The sequence below is a fragment of the Listeria costaricensis genome (assembly GCF_900183385.1).
Taxonomy (GTDB): domain Bacteria; phylum Bacillota; class Bacilli; order Lactobacillales; family Listeriaceae; genus Listeria; species Listeria costaricensis.
The window spans coordinates 170,081-185,450 of the sequence record NZ_FXUT01000008.1; the positions used below are offsets into that span (position 1 = coordinate 170,081).

A 15,370-nucleotide genomic window follows, 5' to 3' on the forward strand; every position below is an offset into this window, starting at 1 on the left:
TAGGAGAGATAATGACGCGCCAAATAGAAGGTCATCAAAGCAGATACACTTGGAATTAGGGAAGATGATGACGCGCCAAATAGAGGTCATCAAAACGGATACACTTGGAGTTAGGGAAGATGATGACGCGCCAAATAGAAGGTCGTCAAAGCGGATATACTTGGAATTAGGAAGATGATGATGTGATAAATAGAGATGGTCAAAGTGGATACCTTGGAATGAGGAGAAGTTATCATGTGGCAAATAAAGATGGTCGAAGCGGAGACATTTGGAATTAGGAAGATGATATTTGTGACACGAAAAATAAAAGGCCGTCAAAGTGAGATCCCATGGATACGGGGGCACTTTGACGGTCTTTTAATGTTGAGGTAAGTTTAGTAGGCGGGCGATATTTTCACAAGTTCGGGCGATGTTGGTTTGGCTATCGGCTAGTGCCTGCTCAAGAGGAACGGCCCCCTGAACGATTCCGAAAATCGCATCGATTCCTTCTGGATAAAGTGTGTCCGTCCCGTCACCAATTCGGCCGGCAATGGCAATCACTGGAACGTGCTGCTTTTGTGCGGCATGTGCCACTCCAATCGGCGTTTTGCCGAATTTTGTTTGGGCATCGATTCCGCCTTCACCAGTGAAACAAAAATCCGCCTTTTGCAGCGCTTTGTCGAGACTGGTCATTTGCATAACGAGCTCCACGCCTGAATGAATCGAAGCGTCTGTAAAAGCAAGTAATCCGGCGCCAAGTCCCCCGGCAGCCCCTGCTCCAGCCAGATCTGCCACTTGCTTGCCAGTTTCCTGCTGGATGACCTCCGCATAGTGCCGCAAGTTCTGATCCAATTGCTCGACCATCTTAGGTGTGGCGCCTTTTTGTGGACCAAATATTTGTGACGCGCCTTGCGAGCCGCAAAGTGGATTCTTCACATCCGAAGCAAGCAGAATGGTCACCTCGTTTAGCCGGGGATGCCGTTTGCCCAGCTCAATTGATACTAGGTCAGCCAGCGCCTCGCCGCCAAAGCCAATGGGATCATCATGCCAATCTAACAGTTGAACGCCAAGCGCTTGAGCCATTCCGGCGCCCCCATCATTCGTCGCACTGCCACCAAGGCCGATAATCAACTGGTCGATCGGATAGTCAAGTGCTGCTGCAATCAGTTCGCCAGTTCCATATGTGGTCGTCTTGAGTGGGTTCTTCGTTTGGGCATTTACATAATGAAGACCACTTGCCTCGGCCATCTCAATCACGGCGGTTTTCTCATCGCCTAGCAGGCCAAATTGTGCTTCGACTGGTGTGCCAAGCGGACCGGTGACCGTTTTCTTGATGAAGCGTCCGGAAGTCGCGTCGACAAGTGCCTGCACAGTGCCTTCGCCGCCATCAGCCATCGGAACATGCAGATAGTCGCTTTCCGGAAAAATTCGTTTCAGACCGACTTCCATGGCTTGGCATACTTCTTTGGCAGTCAGACTTCCTTTAAAAGAATCAGGTGCTAATACAAATTTCATGTTTATCCCTCCTATTTTAGTATAGCCAAACTACGTGAAAGAAACGATAGCGGTTTGACTGAATTTTTTTAGGCGTATGCACAAAAAACTGAAGCATTATTAAAAAAGAACCGAGAATCAAACGATAGTCTTTTCGCAAAACGGCTATCGTTTGATTCTCGGCTTGCTTATTTTTTAGTTATTTACGTTTTCTCCAAAGAAAGGCTGCTGTGAGGCCCATTCCAACACCGATCAGTGGCCATGCTTTGCTGGACTGATCACCTGTTTGTGGTAAAGCAGTATTTGACTTGCTTGCTGTATTTGCGGACGTGTTGCCGCCAGTTGTTACATCATTATTTCCTGTAGGCGTGCCAGATGGAGAGTCTGACGGCGTGGAGTCAGCATTATTTTGATCATCATTCGTGTCTCCATCATCAGCTGGCTCTGCATCAGCGGTTACGTTCACAATTAGCGTGGCTGTGTCTGTTTGTCCCATTGAATCGGTCACGGTATACGTAATCGTGGTTTGTCCAGGAGTCGAAGTATCTACCGTGCCAGAAGTTGTGACAGTAAGGGAATCTGTAGCATCTTCCAAATCACTGTCTGTTTTCAAATAACGCATTGGATCAAATGTTTCGCCTTCTGAGATTGAAACTTCTTCGGTAGTGAGCTCAATCGAAGGACGAGCATCTACATAGACGGAAAGCGTTTTTTGATCAGCGGCAAGGCCTAATGAGTCTGTTACATTGAAATCAAGGGTATACGTTTCGCCAGGTTTAGTGGTATCCACGTCACCCGTTACTTGAAGGGCTGCTGCTAGATCCTCTGCGCTGTCCTGATCGTCTGACAAGGTGACTGTCGTATAGTCAGAATAGTTGAAAGTGCTGTCCTGTTTCACTTTGACTTGTTCTGGATCAAGCGTAATGGCGGGTTTTTCATTTGGCAAGCCTTCCCCAGTTACAGTGAAATTCGTTTGCGCATTTTGATTGGATTTATCTTTCAAGCCTTCCAGTTGTACATTAAGTTCATACGTACCGGATTTGAGGATTTGCATGTTGGTCGTTGAATTACCGTTTTCGTCCGTGCCTTTTGTAAATTTGACACCATCAGGATCGCCACTTACAACATAGGCATCCACATCTAAATATTCTTTGTTATATGTGCGGAGGTTGTTCTCAATGTTGTATGTTTCACCTTGTTCAAGCGCTACCTCGTCCTGAATAGAAGTCAAATCATACTGGGCATCCGCAAGCTTTGTAGCAGAGGAATTCTTGGTTACAATATCGTTGGCATTAAAGAAATTTAAACTTCCAGATGCTGGGTAAGTGTCGGTGGCAATGTCGTATAAAAAGTTGGAATAGATATTGACATTACTAACTTCTCCATTTAACAGGTAATCCGGCACTTCACCATGAATGCCGTTACATTGGACTTGAAAAGTTTCAAGTGTGTCACGAAGATTGGCATAGGAATCCGGAATGGTACCACGAATGGCATTGTATCCTGCGTAGAGAGTTTGAAGTTTTGGACAGCTGCCCAGTTCGGGAGGTAAATATTCTAGCTCCATTTGCGAAATATCCAGATACTTGAGGCTTTCGCACTCCCCGATTTCAGCTGGAATTTCTGTTATATAATTATAGTTACCGACAATAAGTGTGTCGAGCTTTTTCAGATTGCCAATGGAATGCGGCAGGCTGTCAATGCCCGTACCATCATAACCGCTCAGTGTGGTGTTCATCCCGTTGCCTGAGATGTCGAGCCGCTGTAGTTCCGTACAATTACCGATTTCTTCAGGAACAGCACCGTAAAGTTCATTGTCAAATATCCTTAAGCTGGTCAAATTTTTCAGATTCCCAATCTCAGCCGGAATTTCACCAGTCAGTACACCATAACCATAGCCGGATCCTTCACAGTTAGAAACCGCCTGAAGAGAGGTTAAACCAGTGAAAAGACCGATTGCTTTAGGGATATACTCTGTTTTACCATAGTCGATGTGGGCTTGAATCATCGTTATTTTCGCCAGATCGCCATAGGTAATCTGCGCAAGCGGTTTCCCGACATAACTAGTCGCAACGTTGATCAACCAGGTCTGATTTTCAAATAAAGAAGCGTCAACAATTTCATCATTATGCGTGCCATCCGTCAATTCTTCAATTGAAAGAGTAGTGGTGGCAGTTAGTGGCTGTTCTTGTTGCGTGGTTGCAGTCTCTGCTTGAGATTCTTCTATCACTTCAGCGGAGTTCGTGGATTCGTTGGAAGTAGTTGTGTCTACTTCTGCGGAGTCTGTCGTTTCTTCGGATTCCGTTGAGGTCGAGCTTTCTTCTGTTGCTGTGCTGTCGCCATCTGTTGAATTTTTCTCTGTATCGTCTGCTGTTTCAGTTGTTTGTTCACTTGTTTCCATTTGCGTTGCTGGCAAGACATCTTCGGCAAAAGCGAAAGTTGTAAAACTAAGCATACCGATGGAACAAACAGCTAATACTTTTTTAAACAAAAAATCCCCTCCTTGTATTTCATCTTAAGTTTATGTTACTACTTATGAAATAGAGGAGGGGATAAAAATGGGAAAATTCAAAGAAAGTTCGATTTTAAAGTGGAATAAAGTCCTCGTGCAAAGCAATTGTTCGCTATTTTTCTTTCCGCAAAGCACGCCATAGGAAAAAGGCAAGCGGTAGAATCAGAAAAGCCATGATCGAAGCGGTCAGAAACACATGCTGGTAAGCAATTTCGGCTGCCTGATGAATGGCGCTTTCTAGGGCGCTTTGAATCTGCGGGACGGGGATTTTGTCGATTTGGCTGGCCAGATCATTCATATTTCCTGTGCTACTGGAGAATTTTTGCCACTCTGATGCCGGAATATCCTGCGGAGAGATACCGTTTTGCTGAAGCTTTTCAGGAATGATCGTTTTGAGCTGTCCAAAGCCATTTTGAATGAGTGTCGCATAAATGGTCGGCGCGATGGTGAGCCCGATTTGGCGGGCAACGGACAGCGTGCCAAGAGCGGAGCCTTTTTCTTCACCGGCGGCATTTGAGGCTAGCACGGATAGCGGTGCTCCAATTAGGAAGCCAAAACCGATCCCGGCGACAATGGACGCAGCAATAAACAGTGGCTTGGTATCTGCAAAGTAAGCCAGCCAGCCGAAGCCGATGACCGCAACGATACTGGCATAAACAAGCGTCTTGACGGGTCCTTGCTTATCGACAAAGATGCCACCCATCGAAGCGCCGACACCGGCTGCCAGTGCGAGAGGTGTCATCCAGTAGCCAGAATTTGCTGCTGTAACGCCTAGCACAGCTTGCACGAAAGATGGCACGAAGATAACGGCCGCAATCAGCGTTCCGGACAAGAAGCCCATTAGAAGCGTCAACAGGTAGGCCTTTTGGCGGAGCAGTGAGAATGGCAGAATCGAATCGACATTTCGTTTTGGATTGCTTTTTTCGATTAGAATTAGGATAACGAAAAGCAGAATTCCCAAAATCAGCAGGCCGAGTACTTTGAGTGATAGGAAGCTGCCAAGGAGGTCGTCCGAACCAAGATTCGTGATGGCGAACATGATGCTGAGAATGGCGGTAGAAAGGAACACGATGCCCCAAAAATCGGTTTTGGAAAGCACATTTCCTTTGGTTTCAGGGATGACGATTAGGCCGAAAATCAGTAACAGCAGGGCAATGGGCACATTGATCAAGAAGAGCCAGTGCCAGCTGCCGGTCCAGTCGAGCAAAAAGCTGCCGATGTTGGGCCCGAGAACCGAAGCAATCCCATTCATTGCACCGAGAATTCCAAGCAGGCTGCCTTGTCGCTCTTTCGGCATCGTACTGAGCACATGCGAGCTGGCAATGATAAAGATCCCGCCGCCGCCAAATGATTGAATCAGTCGAGCGGTCAGGAAGAACGTGAAACTAGGACTCAGTGCCACAAGCAGCGAACCTAGCCCGAAAATCAGTATTTCAATAAGAAAGAGTTTTTTCCGGCCGTAACGATCAGCCAGTTTGCCGACGATTGGTGTGCTGACCGCCATGCCAAGTGTGTAAAGCGTGATGCCCCATGCCCCTTCAGTCGCCGAAACCTGAAAAGACTGGTTGATTGTTGTGAGCGCGGCACTGATAATCCCATTGTCCAGCGCTGCCATAAATACCCCGATGATGAAAATAAGCAAAGAAGTTGGTATCTTTTGACTTTTGGATACATTTTCCATGTTTTTCATCTCCATCTATTTTAGTTAATTCTAAATTAACTATTAATGAGGATTTTGTCAAAGATTTCAACTTACAGATCATGCGGGTGGAGCATTTGCGGTTCTAGATGTTTTTCGAGCAGTTGGAAAGCTTCTAACACGGTTGCCCGTTCGGTGGGTGTCATTTTTTGCAAAGCGGTGGACAAATTTTGTAATCCGCCGTCCAAGGCTTCATTAAATAGCTGTGCGGCTTTTTCAGATAAGGCAATCAGTGTCACGCGGCGATCTTTTTCAGAATTGTAGCGGACGACAAGTTCAGCAGCTTCCAAACGGTTTGTAATGCCATTCATATTGGGCATGCTAGTTTCCATTTGATCCGCCAGTATGCGCATAGGTGTTTCGCCTTCAATCATTAGATATAGAAGGGTTTTCATTTGCGGCATACTGAGATGCATCCCGACCCATTTGGTAAAATCACCGATCCCGATTCGGTAGATGACGCGTTTATAAAGTGACCATAATTCTTCCATTTGACATGTACCCCTTCTCGCGTTATTATATGTCTATTGTACTTGAAATCACTCAAAAAAAGCCAGTTGTAAAAAGCGATCAAATCGGCTACAATGGAGTGAATACAAGATTGATATGGAGGATTGCTAAAAAATGAGTGCGGATCGTAGCTTTAGCTTGAAGGCGGGTAAACGTGCGGTTTTGCTCTTGCATGGTTTTGCAGGAACGACAGAAGATGTCAGAGAACTTGGCGAACGTTTGGCAGAAAATGGCTATACCGTTCATGCTCCGAATTTTCGTGGACATGGCGATGAGCCGGCCATCTTTTTAAAGACGACACCAGAGATGTGGTATGAAGATGCTGTTGCAGGTTATGAGGCGCTTCAAAAAGAAGGCTATCAGGAAATTGCGATTGTTGGCGTGGCAATGGGCGGCGTATTTGCCTTAAAGATGGCAGAGCAGTTCCATCCGAAAGCAATTGTTCCATTATGTGCCAATGTTAACCGAAAGATGCGCTATATTCCTGTAGAGCAGTATTTACAGAAGCAATTAGAAAAAGACGGCATGCAGGCAGAAGATGTAGCGGCGATGATTCAAAGCTATCAGCCAGAGATTGCGAAGATGGCAGAGGAACGTTCATCATTCTACAAAAATGTCGCAATCAATATTGAAAAAATCCAAGTACCAACAATGATTGGCCAGGGATGTCAGGACGAAGAAATTGATGCAGACAATGCCAATTATATCTTTAAACACATCCACACTGACGAGAAGCAGCTTTGTTTCTATCAGGGGAGTGGTCACGACATTGTCAATGACTGCGAGAAAGATCTTTTGGAAGAAGACTTGATCTACTTCCTAGATGATTTGATGTGGCTTGACGAAGAGGTTGGATGAATCGAAAACTTATACACCAGTATTGGCCGTTTGCTGATACTGGTTTTTTTAAACGGACAGGCGTTTTATTATATTAATGAAGAAAGAAGGGATTTTAGATATGACCAAGCATCGGATTTTTACAACAAGTGTGGCAAGCGTTTATCCGCATTATGTTCAGAAGGCTGAACGAAAAGGACGTCAAAAAGCAGAAGTCGATGAGATCATTCGCTGGCTGACCGGCTATAGCCAAGTTGGACTTGAAAAGCAACTGGCGGATGAAGCAGATTTTGAAACTTTTTTTGAGCAGGCGCCGGAAATGAACCCGCACGCTTCACTGATTAAGGGTGTTGTTTGCGGTGTGCGTGTAGAAGAGGTGGAAGATCCCCTGATGCAGAAAATCCGCTATTTGGACAAACTGGTGGATGAACTTGCGAAAGGGAAAGCGATGGAGAAGATTTTGAGATGACAACGAGCTCTCACATATAATAGACAGTTGAAAGTTACTAATAGCCCCCTGCTAATCAAAGTAGGAGGCTATTTTTATAGTGTCGCTATTTTATGTTTATAAAAGGTTGTTCAAATGGTTGAAAAAAGATTAAAATATAGAAGTAAATTGAAGCAGAGGAGGTGCGAAAATGAAAATCAAAGCAGATAGTCGAATTTTATTTCAAGGTGATAGTGTGACGGATGCGGGGCGCGACCGGAGCAAAGCTGATCACCTGGGTGAAGGATATGTCAGTATGATTGCGGAGAAATGGGACGGACCGGGCACTTTGCTAAACCGCGGGATTAGTGGCAATACGAGTGCGGATATGGCGAAACGGTGGCAGGAGGATACGATCGATCTTCAGCCAGATGTGGTGACCATTTTGATTGGCATCAATGATACTTGGCGGAGTTTTGATACTTGGCAGGATACCTCGACGTCGGCCTTTAAGGCGGTTTATGAGCAGGTTTTGAGAGAGACGCGGGACAAGACGGAGGCACAGATTATTTTGATGGAGCCGTTTGTTTTGCCTTGGCCGGAAGATCGAAAAGAGTGGCGGTCTGACCTCGATCCGAAAATTCAAGTGGTGCGCGAACTTGCAGCGGCCTATAAGACTGGGTTTATTCCGCTCGACGGTCTGATGAACCAGGCGGGGATTCAATATGGTGCTGAGACGATTGCGGCTGACGGCGTTCATCCAACGGCGGCGGGTCATGCGCTGATTGCGGATATTTGGCTGGACTATTTTCATCAATGAATGTGAGCGGTGCTGTGCGTCAGTTTTCATTCTGGCTGGCGAATGTGACGGCGGGACATCCGCTTCTGGAAGGAATCGATTATTTTGAAGAATTTCAGGAGAGTCCGAGTTTGATGGGGCTGTTTATGCGATTTTTTTGAATGACCTGATACTTGATGAGCGGGGGAAGCTTTAAGTTTTAAAGCGGCAGAATACCGGTCTGCGCAAGTATATTCGGCAGTGATGTGACAAGAATTATCAGGCCGATTCACCATTTAATAATGTTAAATGATATTTGTCTTGAAGGAGTGCTAACGAGATGGAAACAACGGAACTTAGAGAGCTGTTTGCAGATTTTGAGCTGAAGCTGAAGGAGAATTTGGCCGGGCTTTTGGGACAAGTTTTGCAGGCGGAGGATCGTGTGCGTTATATTGGTTTTGTGACGACGGATGATTTTTATGGGGCGTTTGTGACTTATAATCAGGCGGGCGAAAACAATATCTGGGAACATTTTGAATGGAAAAAAGGGCTGTCGCCGGATTTTCTCTATCAGCCGCTTGTTGATGTGGTGGAGAAGAGTGAGGGAATTGATTTTATGGTGCCTTCAATGGAAAAATGGCAGTTTGCGGAAACTTTGATCGATGTTTTTCGCGAACAATTACAGCGGTTGCCGGATGAGATTTTTACTGCGGCAGGGTACAAGCGGGATGAATTGATTTTCTTTATGACGATGTCGGATGGGGATTACATGGATGAAATGTTGACGGAATCGGTGGAGCGGTTTAATTCAAAGGAAGCGATTCAGGTTGGTTTAGGGGATCGTTGGAAAGAGGTTTGAGCAGGGGAGTTTTCTCCTGCTTTTTGTGGTAGCAGGGGCTTCTTGGGATTCGGGCAGACTTTACTTGGGGGATAAAATTTTTTGAGAATAGATTGCCAATTTTGCTGCTGGCGGATTACAATAAGAATATCGGAATCTGAAAGGGGACGTTGGAATGACCCACTTGAAAGGAAAAGCATTACTTGAACAGCCATTTTTAAATAAAGGTACGGCTTTTACGGAGGAGGAACGGACGCGCCATGGTATGCATGGATTGCTTCCGACGGCGGTTCGGACGCTTGCAGAGCAGGTTCAGCTGGAATATGAAAAAATGGGCGATTTGGCTGATAATTATCAGAAAAACCAGCATTTGATGGCGCTTTATAATACGAATCGGACGCTTTATTATGCGATTGTGGCGGCGCATGTGACGGAGCTTTTGCCTGTGATCTATACGCCGACGATTGCGGACAGTGTGACGCGCTTTTCACGTGATTATGTGTGGCCGAATGATGCGGTTTATCTGGACAGCGATCATCCGGAACGCATTCGGCAGGCGCTCGTTGCGGGGGCTGAAAATTTGGAGCAGGTCGACTTGTTGGTGATTACGGACGGGGAAGGTGTACTTGGCATTGGTGACTGGGGGATTGGTGGCGTGATGATTTCGGTCGGCAAGCTGTCAGTCTATACGATTGCAGCAGGTATGAATCCGGGCCGCGTTTTACCAATCGTGATTGATAATGGGACCAATCGAGCGGAGCTGCTGGACGATCGGTATTATTTAGGGAAGAAAGCACCGCGAAAAACCGGTCAGTCGTACTTGGCTTTTATTGATCAGTTTATCCAAATAGCCAAAGAATTATTTCCAAAGGTTTTATTTCACTGGGAGGATTTCGGGCGCGGCAATGCCAGTGTGATTTTGGAGAAATATCGCGAGCAGATTACGACGTTCAATGATGATATTCAGGGGACTGGCGTGATGATGGCTGCGGCGGCACATGCGATTGCTGTAGTAACGGAAAAGCCTGTTACGGCGCACAAATACGTGATTTTCGGCGCGGGGACGGCTGGTGTCGGCGTGACGGAACAGATCAAGCAGAAGCTAGTGCTTGCGGGGTTAAGTGAGGCCGAAGCGGTCAGTCGTTTTTATTTAGTGGATCGGGATGGCTTGATCACGGATGAAATGGCGGAATTGACGGACGGACAAAGGAAATATGCGCGGAGTGAAGTCGAATTTCGCGGTTTGAAAGATTTGGCTGCGATTGTCGAAGCGGTGCGGCCTTCTGTTTTGATTGGGACATCCGGGCAGCCGGGAGCCTTTACGGAAGAGGTGGTGCGCAAGATGGCGACTTATAACGCGCGGCCGGCGATCCTGCCGATTTCCAATCCGACAAAACTTTGTGAGGCAAAAGCGGAAGACTTGATCAAGTGGACAGATGGGACGGCACTTGTTGTGACCGGAAGTCCATCAGCACCAGTGGATTACAAGGGTGTTACGTATCAAATTGGTCAGGCGAATAATGCCCTGCTGTATCCGGGACTTGGGCTTGGGATTGTGGTTGCGAAGGCGAGCACGGTGACAGAACAGATGCTTTCGAGTGCGGCGAATGGAATTGCAGGGTTGCAGGATTTGAGCCGATTAGGTGCACCGATTTTGCCGCCTGTCAGTTTGGTGAGAGAAGCCTCGCGCATGGTAGCGGAGGCAGTTGTGCAAACGGCGATTGATGAAGGCGTGGCGACGCGGGAGATTACGGATGTCGCGCAGGCTGTTCGGGATGAGGTTTGGGAAGTGGGTTATTAATATAAAGCCTAATTTGAAGTTTTTGAGAAAGACTTTCAAATTAGGCTTTTTTGTAACTTTCTTAATACGTGTTTTACGATTGTATAATTTTGAAAAAACTATCTTGTCAGGATTTTGAAATTGTCGTATAATAGTTTTTGTAAACGGTTTCTTTTGCTTGTTGTACGCTTTTTATTGTGAAATGTAAATGAACTAGAACTGGCTCACAGAAAGCAGGGGGAGACGTGTTTAAATACTTATTGTGAAATGTAAATTGCGAAAAACCTATTTGTTCCTTGCGTAATGTACGTTTAAATACTTATTATGAAATGCAAAATCCAAGAGCTTGGCTGGCAAACTCTTGGGGCTTCTATCATTATGAAATACTCAAAAAAATCAGTATCCTAAAAACAGCAGAAAAGCAAACCAATGCCACCAACCTGGCACTTGATTCGCTTTTCTGCCTTTCTATTCCATCTTCAAACTGTCCGTCCAATCATCTTTTTAATCGCCACTTGCTTCATCAGGAAATATACGATCAAACATGAAACCACTTTGTCCACTAGATTTGCCATGATGGTTGCAATGAATGTAGATGTAAATAATTCTTGGCCGGAAGCGCGTAAAATGAAAATAATGACATCTGCACCTGAACCTGTTGCGCCGCCAAAGAATGTAATCCGAATAATTGTGCCAATCAAAGGGCAAACAATCGCTAAAATAAGTCCGGCGATCAAAGCACGGCTTAAGGTGAATCCCTTCTTCGCAATTAGCCCAACCACGATCGCTACGGCTACATTGACTAGTGCGAAAGGCAGCGAGGTGATCCCTGTCGTTAAACACATCAACAAATTGGTCAAAATACCTGTCATCGCTCCGTAAAAAATTCCGAATGATGCGGCAATGAAAATGGTTCCGATCGTATCTAAAAATAATAATGGAATGTGCAATATTGAAACAAATGAGCCTACTACAACATTTAATACCACGCCGATTGCACAAAAAGCAATAATTCTTGCGTTAAACTCCTTCAATTCGCCCTTACCTACTTTCCCAGAACTTTATTTTTCTCATGAAATTTGTAAAAAATCCCTGATTTTTTGCTCAAATTTTTCTTTTCTATCCAAAATATTTACTGGGACTTCCAAATGGGCTAATGTAATTCCGCGTGCTTTCACTTCTTCCCAGAAAATCTCCATCATTACTCCGCGGCGCCCGGAAATCGCGCAATTTGGACTTTCAGCAATTCCCAGTACGCCTAAAATTTCATAATCTGCTTCTAAAAACCGGTCAATTTGCCAAAATGTCGGTTCCAAACTTTTCTGGCAACACGCCCGGTGCTGAGCGGTATTGTAATCTTCGTATTCCAAAGGTGGTCGCTCCATGCCGAGGTGAATCAGTTCAGGGCAGGGAAGCTGAATCAAGCCAACGCCTGCCTCTAAAATCAACTGTACAAAAGGAAATGCGCCATTCGCTCGCTCCCATTCATGGATAACGGCATTCTGGTTAAGCACGCAAAAAGGAACAATGATCATTTTTCGGGAACGCTCGATAGAAGCTGTCACGATAAAACACGCTCCTCTGCCAGTATGGCTGCTCCGATTGCGCCGGTGTATTGGGCGAGTGGATGTGTTTCGACGGGTCGCTTGATGTACTCGCTCAGGAGCATTCGGATGGCCTCACTACTGGATGGTCCGCCGGAGAAAAAGACGGTTCCTTTTGGCGATGGGCTAACGCGGGCAAATTGATTGGCGACACGACTGCAAATGGAATGAAGCACGCCAAGCGCAATATCATTTCTGGAGGCCCCTTTTGAAATCAAACTGATAATTTCTGATTCGGCAAAAACGGTGCACATGCTGTTGATCTTGACGGGCTGGGCATTTTCAACAAAGGAATCGATTGCGGAAATATCTTCGCCAAGCGTTCGTAGCATGACTTCAATAAAGCGGCCAGTTCCAGCGGCACATTTGTCATTCATATTAAATTCTTCCATAGCCCCGTCTGCATCTAGTCGAATCGCTTTGCAGTCCTGTCCGCCAATATCAATAATGTTGCGCGTTTCAGAGGCGAGCCATTTTGCACCTTTGGCATGGCAGGTGATTTCAGTCAGACTTTTATCTGCTTGGATCAGCTTTCGACCGTAGCCGGTTGTCACGACTGGGATTTCAGATTGGTGGGAGAAGCGCGACAGAATTTCTTCCATAGCGGCTTTGGGTGTTCCGCCGGTTGGCATCAGTTCGGTTTGAATGATTTTTCCATTTTCCAACAGCACGCCTTTGGTTGTTGTGGAGCCGGAATCGATTCCAATTGCTTTCATGGCGATCTTATCCTTTCATCAATTCGATAAATGCGGCGATCCGTGTATTGATTTGCTCAATGTCCGCATTTGAATAGTCTGTTTCTAAATATAGATAGGGAACTTGTTTTTCTTTTTGGCAAAATTGCTTGATTTTACGCGATTCAACGGAGAAGGGGGTGCAGAACTGCAAGACCATGTCTAACACGCCGTCCACCTGGTAGTCGTCGATCATTTTGTCCAAAAGGTCGATCCGTGGCTGATTGTCGGAAAGGCAGGCACAGCCGATGTCTAAATACTTGGCTGCGATGGCTTCATAGACATCTGCTTCGGTTTCGTCAACAAGTCGCTCGATCGGTTTGGCAACGGTGCAGTTTTCATAAGCGACTACTTCACCGCCATTTTCTTCGATCGCGCGAATGACTTTTTCAGTGGCACCGCCAATTGGAGAGCCTGTAATCAGAATCCGTGGCTTGTCAGAAGGTGTCTTGTCGCGGGTTTCATAATCGGCTAAAATTTGTTCGCGTGTCTCCGTCAGATTTTGAATTAAGGCAGGTTTGTCAAAGGAATAATTGGCTCCATACATGACTTTGAAAATTTCACTGCCGCTAATTGGAAGGGGATTTAGTTTGCCCAGACCGTAAAAATTCTTACGTGCGGTTCGTTCCTGATTTTTCAGCTTGATGGCTTCACGAATGGCCTCTTCTGTAATTTCCACTTCCAGATAACTTTCCAGCATCTCTTTATAACGAATGATTTCAGCTTTCCAAAGGGCGAAACTTTCAGGACTGTTGCGCATGTTTGGCAGATGCATCAGATACAGATTTTTAAAATCCGCCATGTATTCATACATTTTTTTCTTGCCGTCACAAGTTGCTTCACCAACAATGATATCCGAAAAGTAGAAGTAGGGGCATTTGTCCGTTTTGCCAAAACCATAACTTGATTTGATCAGCGGGCAGAGGTTTCGCGGCAAATCTTCCTCTGCGTCGGCAATGGTTTCATCAGATGTGGAGCATAGGCTGATTTGAAGAGCGCCGGCGGCCATGGTGATTTCCTCCGGCATGAATGTGCAGTAGACTCCAACAACCGGCGTGCCTTGTTCTTTCAGTTCTTTGACCGCAAGAAAACCTTTTTGACGCATTTCACCAAATTCATCGAAAATTTCGGGCAGTTCTTTTTTTACTTGCATCACTTTACACGTCCTTTTTATGGATTTTATTCGGAATTATCCGTTTTATTTACAGCTGAAAGAAAAGCGGTTTCATAACATGTTCATCATATCACAAATTCAGAAAAGAAAGATTGAACCGAGAAAATAAGGACTTTGGATTTGAAAAAATACCACTTTTTGAGAAAAAGCGATTGACATGATGATGTAGGTAATGTATTATGAGTTTATAAAAGTAAAAAATACTTTTATTAAGAGGTGATCAAATGACCAAGCAAGAAAAAAAATATTATGAAACAAAGGCAACAGAAAAAGAGTTTTTAACTTGGTATCAAGAAAAAGATCAGCCAACCTATGAAACGCCATCTGTTACGATTGACAATGTTATATTTAGTTATGACAGACAGGAAGATTTATTAAAAATATTACTGATCAAGCGAAAGAACCATCCGTTTCAAGATTACTGGGCTTTACCAGGAGGCTTCATACAAAAAGGTGAATCAGCTGATGATTGCTGTATTCGCGAAACATATGAAGAAACAGGCATTAAGATTTTTGCTGATCAGATTGAACAGCTGTACACTTTTACTGAACCGGAACGTGATCCTCGTGGGTGGATTTTAACTATTAGTTATTTAGCTTTTTTGCATCAACTTCCTGTACAGGCTGGGAGTGATGCAGGGGAAGCAAGATGGTTTGATATTTGGATTGATTCAAATGAAATAAGTCTTGTAAGTGGAGACGATACGCTGATTTTGACAGACCAAAAATTAGCTTTTGATCATGTGAAAATTATACAAATGGCGATTAAGCGGATTGTTGGTAAATTATACTACCAACCCAAACTCTTATTACTTCTTGAACCTCCATTCACAATTGTAGAGGCTCGAAAAGTATTTGGGAAATTTCTTGGAGTTCCGTATAAAGAAATTGATCATTCTAATTTTAAAAAAGAGATACTGAAGTTTGTCGATGAAGTAGGCGAACGTCCAACAGGAGTTGGGAGACCGTCCAAATATTATCAACTGAAAAAGTAGTCGAAGCAG

General features: G+C 45.0%; 15 protein-coding genes. 7 read left to right on the forward strand and 8 right to left on the reverse strand.

The features are described from left to right. Positions 1-357 precede the first annotated feature (357 nt). The 4 genes from CS921_RS08070 to CS921_RS08085 form a co-directional block, all read right to left on the reverse strand. Positions 358-1,494: a glycerate kinase family protein gene (locus CS921_RS08070; RefSeq protein WP_099222736.1), complete on the reverse strand. Its 1,137-nt coding sequence runs from the start codon at positions 1,492-1,494 to the stop codon at positions 358-360. A 178-nt stretch (positions 1,495-1,672) separates the two neighbouring features. Then, entirely contained in the window at positions 1,673-3,964 is a 2,292-nt protein-coding gene (locus CS921_RS08075; protein WP_099222738.1) for an immunoglobulin-like domain-containing protein, read from the reverse strand. Between the two features lie 133 nt (positions 3,965-4,097). After that, complete coding sequence (locus CS921_RS08080; protein ID WP_099222740.1) at positions 4,098-5,675, reverse strand: MFS transporter; 1,578 nt, start codon at positions 5,673-5,675, stop codon at positions 4,098-4,100. Between the two features lie 62 nt (positions 5,676-5,737). Beyond that, on the reverse strand, positions 5,738-6,175 hold the full coding sequence (locus CS921_RS08085) for a MarR family winged helix-turn-helix transcriptional regulator (RefSeq protein ID WP_099222742.1): 438 nt from the start codon (positions 6,173-6,175) through the stop codon (positions 5,738-5,740). Between the two features lie 133 nt (positions 6,176-6,308). Here CS921_RS08085 and CS921_RS08090 point away from each other — a divergent pair, with 133 nt between their 5' ends. From CS921_RS08090 to CS921_RS08110, 6 genes are all read left to right on the forward strand, one after another. Further along, the gene (locus CS921_RS08090) at positions 6,309-7,052 is read left to right on the forward strand and encodes an alpha/beta hydrolase (protein ID WP_099222744.1); all 744 of its coding nucleotides are present in this window, start codon (positions 6,309-6,311) and stop codon (positions 7,050-7,052) included. A 100-nt stretch (positions 7,053-7,152) separates the two neighbouring features. After that, positions 7,153-7,500 carry a DUF2200 domain-containing protein gene (locus CS921_RS08095; protein WP_099222834.1) on the forward strand — a complete coding sequence of 116 codons (348 nt, stop codon included), beginning with the start codon at positions 7,153-7,155 and terminating at the stop codon, positions 7,498-7,500. A 169-nt stretch (positions 7,501-7,669) separates the two neighbouring features. Then, positions 7,670-8,278, forward strand: coding sequence for an SGNH/GDSL hydrolase family protein (locus CS921_RS08100; protein ID WP_099222746.1), 609 nt, complete (start codon positions 7,670-7,672; stop codon positions 8,276-8,278). After that, positions 8,275-8,418, forward strand: coding sequence for a DUF7677 family protein (locus CS921_RS15550; RefSeq protein WP_162921719.1), 144 nt, complete (start codon positions 8,275-8,277; stop codon positions 8,416-8,418). The genes CS921_RS08100 and CS921_RS15550 overlap by 4 nt, the downstream gene beginning before the upstream one ends. A gap of 158 nt (positions 8,419-8,576) precedes the next feature. Further along, entirely contained in the window at positions 8,577-9,095 is a 519-nt protein-coding gene (locus tag CS921_RS08105; protein ID WP_099222748.1) for a DUF4303 domain-containing protein, read from the forward strand. 154 nt (positions 9,096-9,249) lie between these two features. Further along, the gene (locus CS921_RS08110; protein WP_099222750.1) at positions 9,250-10,875 is read left to right on the forward strand and encodes an NAD-dependent malic enzyme; all 1,626 of its coding nucleotides are present in this window, start codon (positions 9,250-9,252) and stop codon (positions 10,873-10,875) included. A gap of 458 nt (positions 10,876-11,333) precedes the next feature. Here the strand turns inward: CS921_RS08110 and CS921_RS08115 are convergent, their stop codons facing one another. The 4 genes from CS921_RS08115 to CS921_RS08130 are packed head-to-tail and all read right to left on the reverse strand — an operon-like array spanning position 11,334 to position 14,345. After that, positions 11,334-11,888: a CD3073 family putative ECF transporter S component gene (locus CS921_RS08115; protein WP_099222752.1), complete on the reverse strand. Its 555-nt coding sequence runs from the start codon at positions 11,886-11,888 to the stop codon at positions 11,334-11,336. Positions 11,889-11,924: 36 nt separating this feature from the next. Beyond that, entirely contained in the window at positions 11,925-12,419 is a 495-nt protein-coding gene (locus CS921_RS08120) for a CD3072 family TudS-related putative desulfidase (protein ID WP_205527771.1), read from the reverse strand. Next, positions 12,416-13,174, reverse strand: a complete 759-nt coding sequence (locus CS921_RS08125; protein ID WP_099222754.1) for an acyl-CoA dehydratase activase — start codon at positions 13,172-13,174, stop codon at positions 12,416-12,418. Before CS921_RS08125 ends, CS921_RS08120 begins: the two co-directional genes overlap by 4 nt. A 7-nt stretch (positions 13,175-13,181) precedes the next feature. Further along, the gene (locus CS921_RS08130) at positions 13,182-14,345 is read right to left on the reverse strand and encodes a double-cubane-cluster-containing anaerobic reductase (RefSeq protein WP_099222756.1); all 1,164 of its coding nucleotides are present in this window, start codon (positions 14,343-14,345) and stop codon (positions 13,182-13,184) included. A 245-nt stretch (positions 14,346-14,590) separates the two neighbouring features. On the opposite strand from CS921_RS08130, the gene CS921_RS08135 reads away from it, so the two are divergent. Next, positions 14,591-15,361, forward strand: a complete 771-nt coding sequence (locus tag CS921_RS08135) for an NUDIX domain-containing protein (RefSeq protein WP_099222758.1) — start codon at positions 14,591-14,593, stop codon at positions 15,359-15,361. The last annotated feature ends 9 nt before the right edge of the window (positions 15,362-15,370 follow it).

Coding starts and splice junctions, on each gene's coding strand:
- CS921_RS08070 (WP_099222736.1), bottom strand. CDS start 1,494: ATGAAATTTGTATTAGCACCTGATTCTTTTAAAGGAAGTCTGACTGCC.
- CS921_RS08080 (WP_099222740.1), bottom strand. CDS start 5,675: ATGAAAAACATGGAAAATGTATCCAAAAGTCAAAAGATACCAACTTCT.
- CS921_RS08085 (WP_099222742.1), bottom strand. CDS start 6,175: ATGGAAGAATTATGGTCACTTTATAAACGCGTCATCTACCGAATCGGG.
- CS921_RS08090 (WP_099222744.1), top strand. CDS start 6,309: ATGAGTGCGGATCGTAGCTTTAGCTTGAAGGCGGGTAAACGTGCGGTT.
- CS921_RS08095 (WP_099222834.1), top strand. CDS start 7,153: ATGACCAAGCATCGGATTTTTACAACAAGTGTGGCAAGCGTTTATCCG.
- CS921_RS08100 (WP_099222746.1), top strand. CDS start 7,670: ATGAAAATCAAAGCAGATAGTCGAATTTTATTTCAAGGTGATAGTGTG.
- CS921_RS15550 (WP_162921719.1), top strand. CDS start 8,275: ATGAATGTGAGCGGTGCTGTGCGTCAGTTTTCATTCTGGCTGGCGAAT.
- CS921_RS08105 (WP_099222748.1), top strand. CDS start 8,577: ATGGAAACAACGGAACTTAGAGAGCTGTTTGCAGATTTTGAGCTGAAG.
- CS921_RS08110 (WP_099222750.1), top strand. CDS start 9,250: ATGACCCACTTGAAAGGAAAAGCATTACTTGAACAGCCATTTTTAAAT.
- CS921_RS08125 (WP_099222754.1), bottom strand. CDS start 13,174: ATGAAAGCAATTGGAATCGATTCCGGCTCCACAACAACCAAAGGCGTG.
- CS921_RS08130 (WP_099222756.1), bottom strand. CDS start 14,345: ATGCAAGTAAAAAAAGAACTGCCCGAAATTTTCGATGAATTTGGTGAA.
- CS921_RS08135 (WP_099222758.1), top strand. CDS start 14,591: ATGACCAAGCAAGAAAAAAAATATTATGAAACAAAGGCAACAGAAAAA.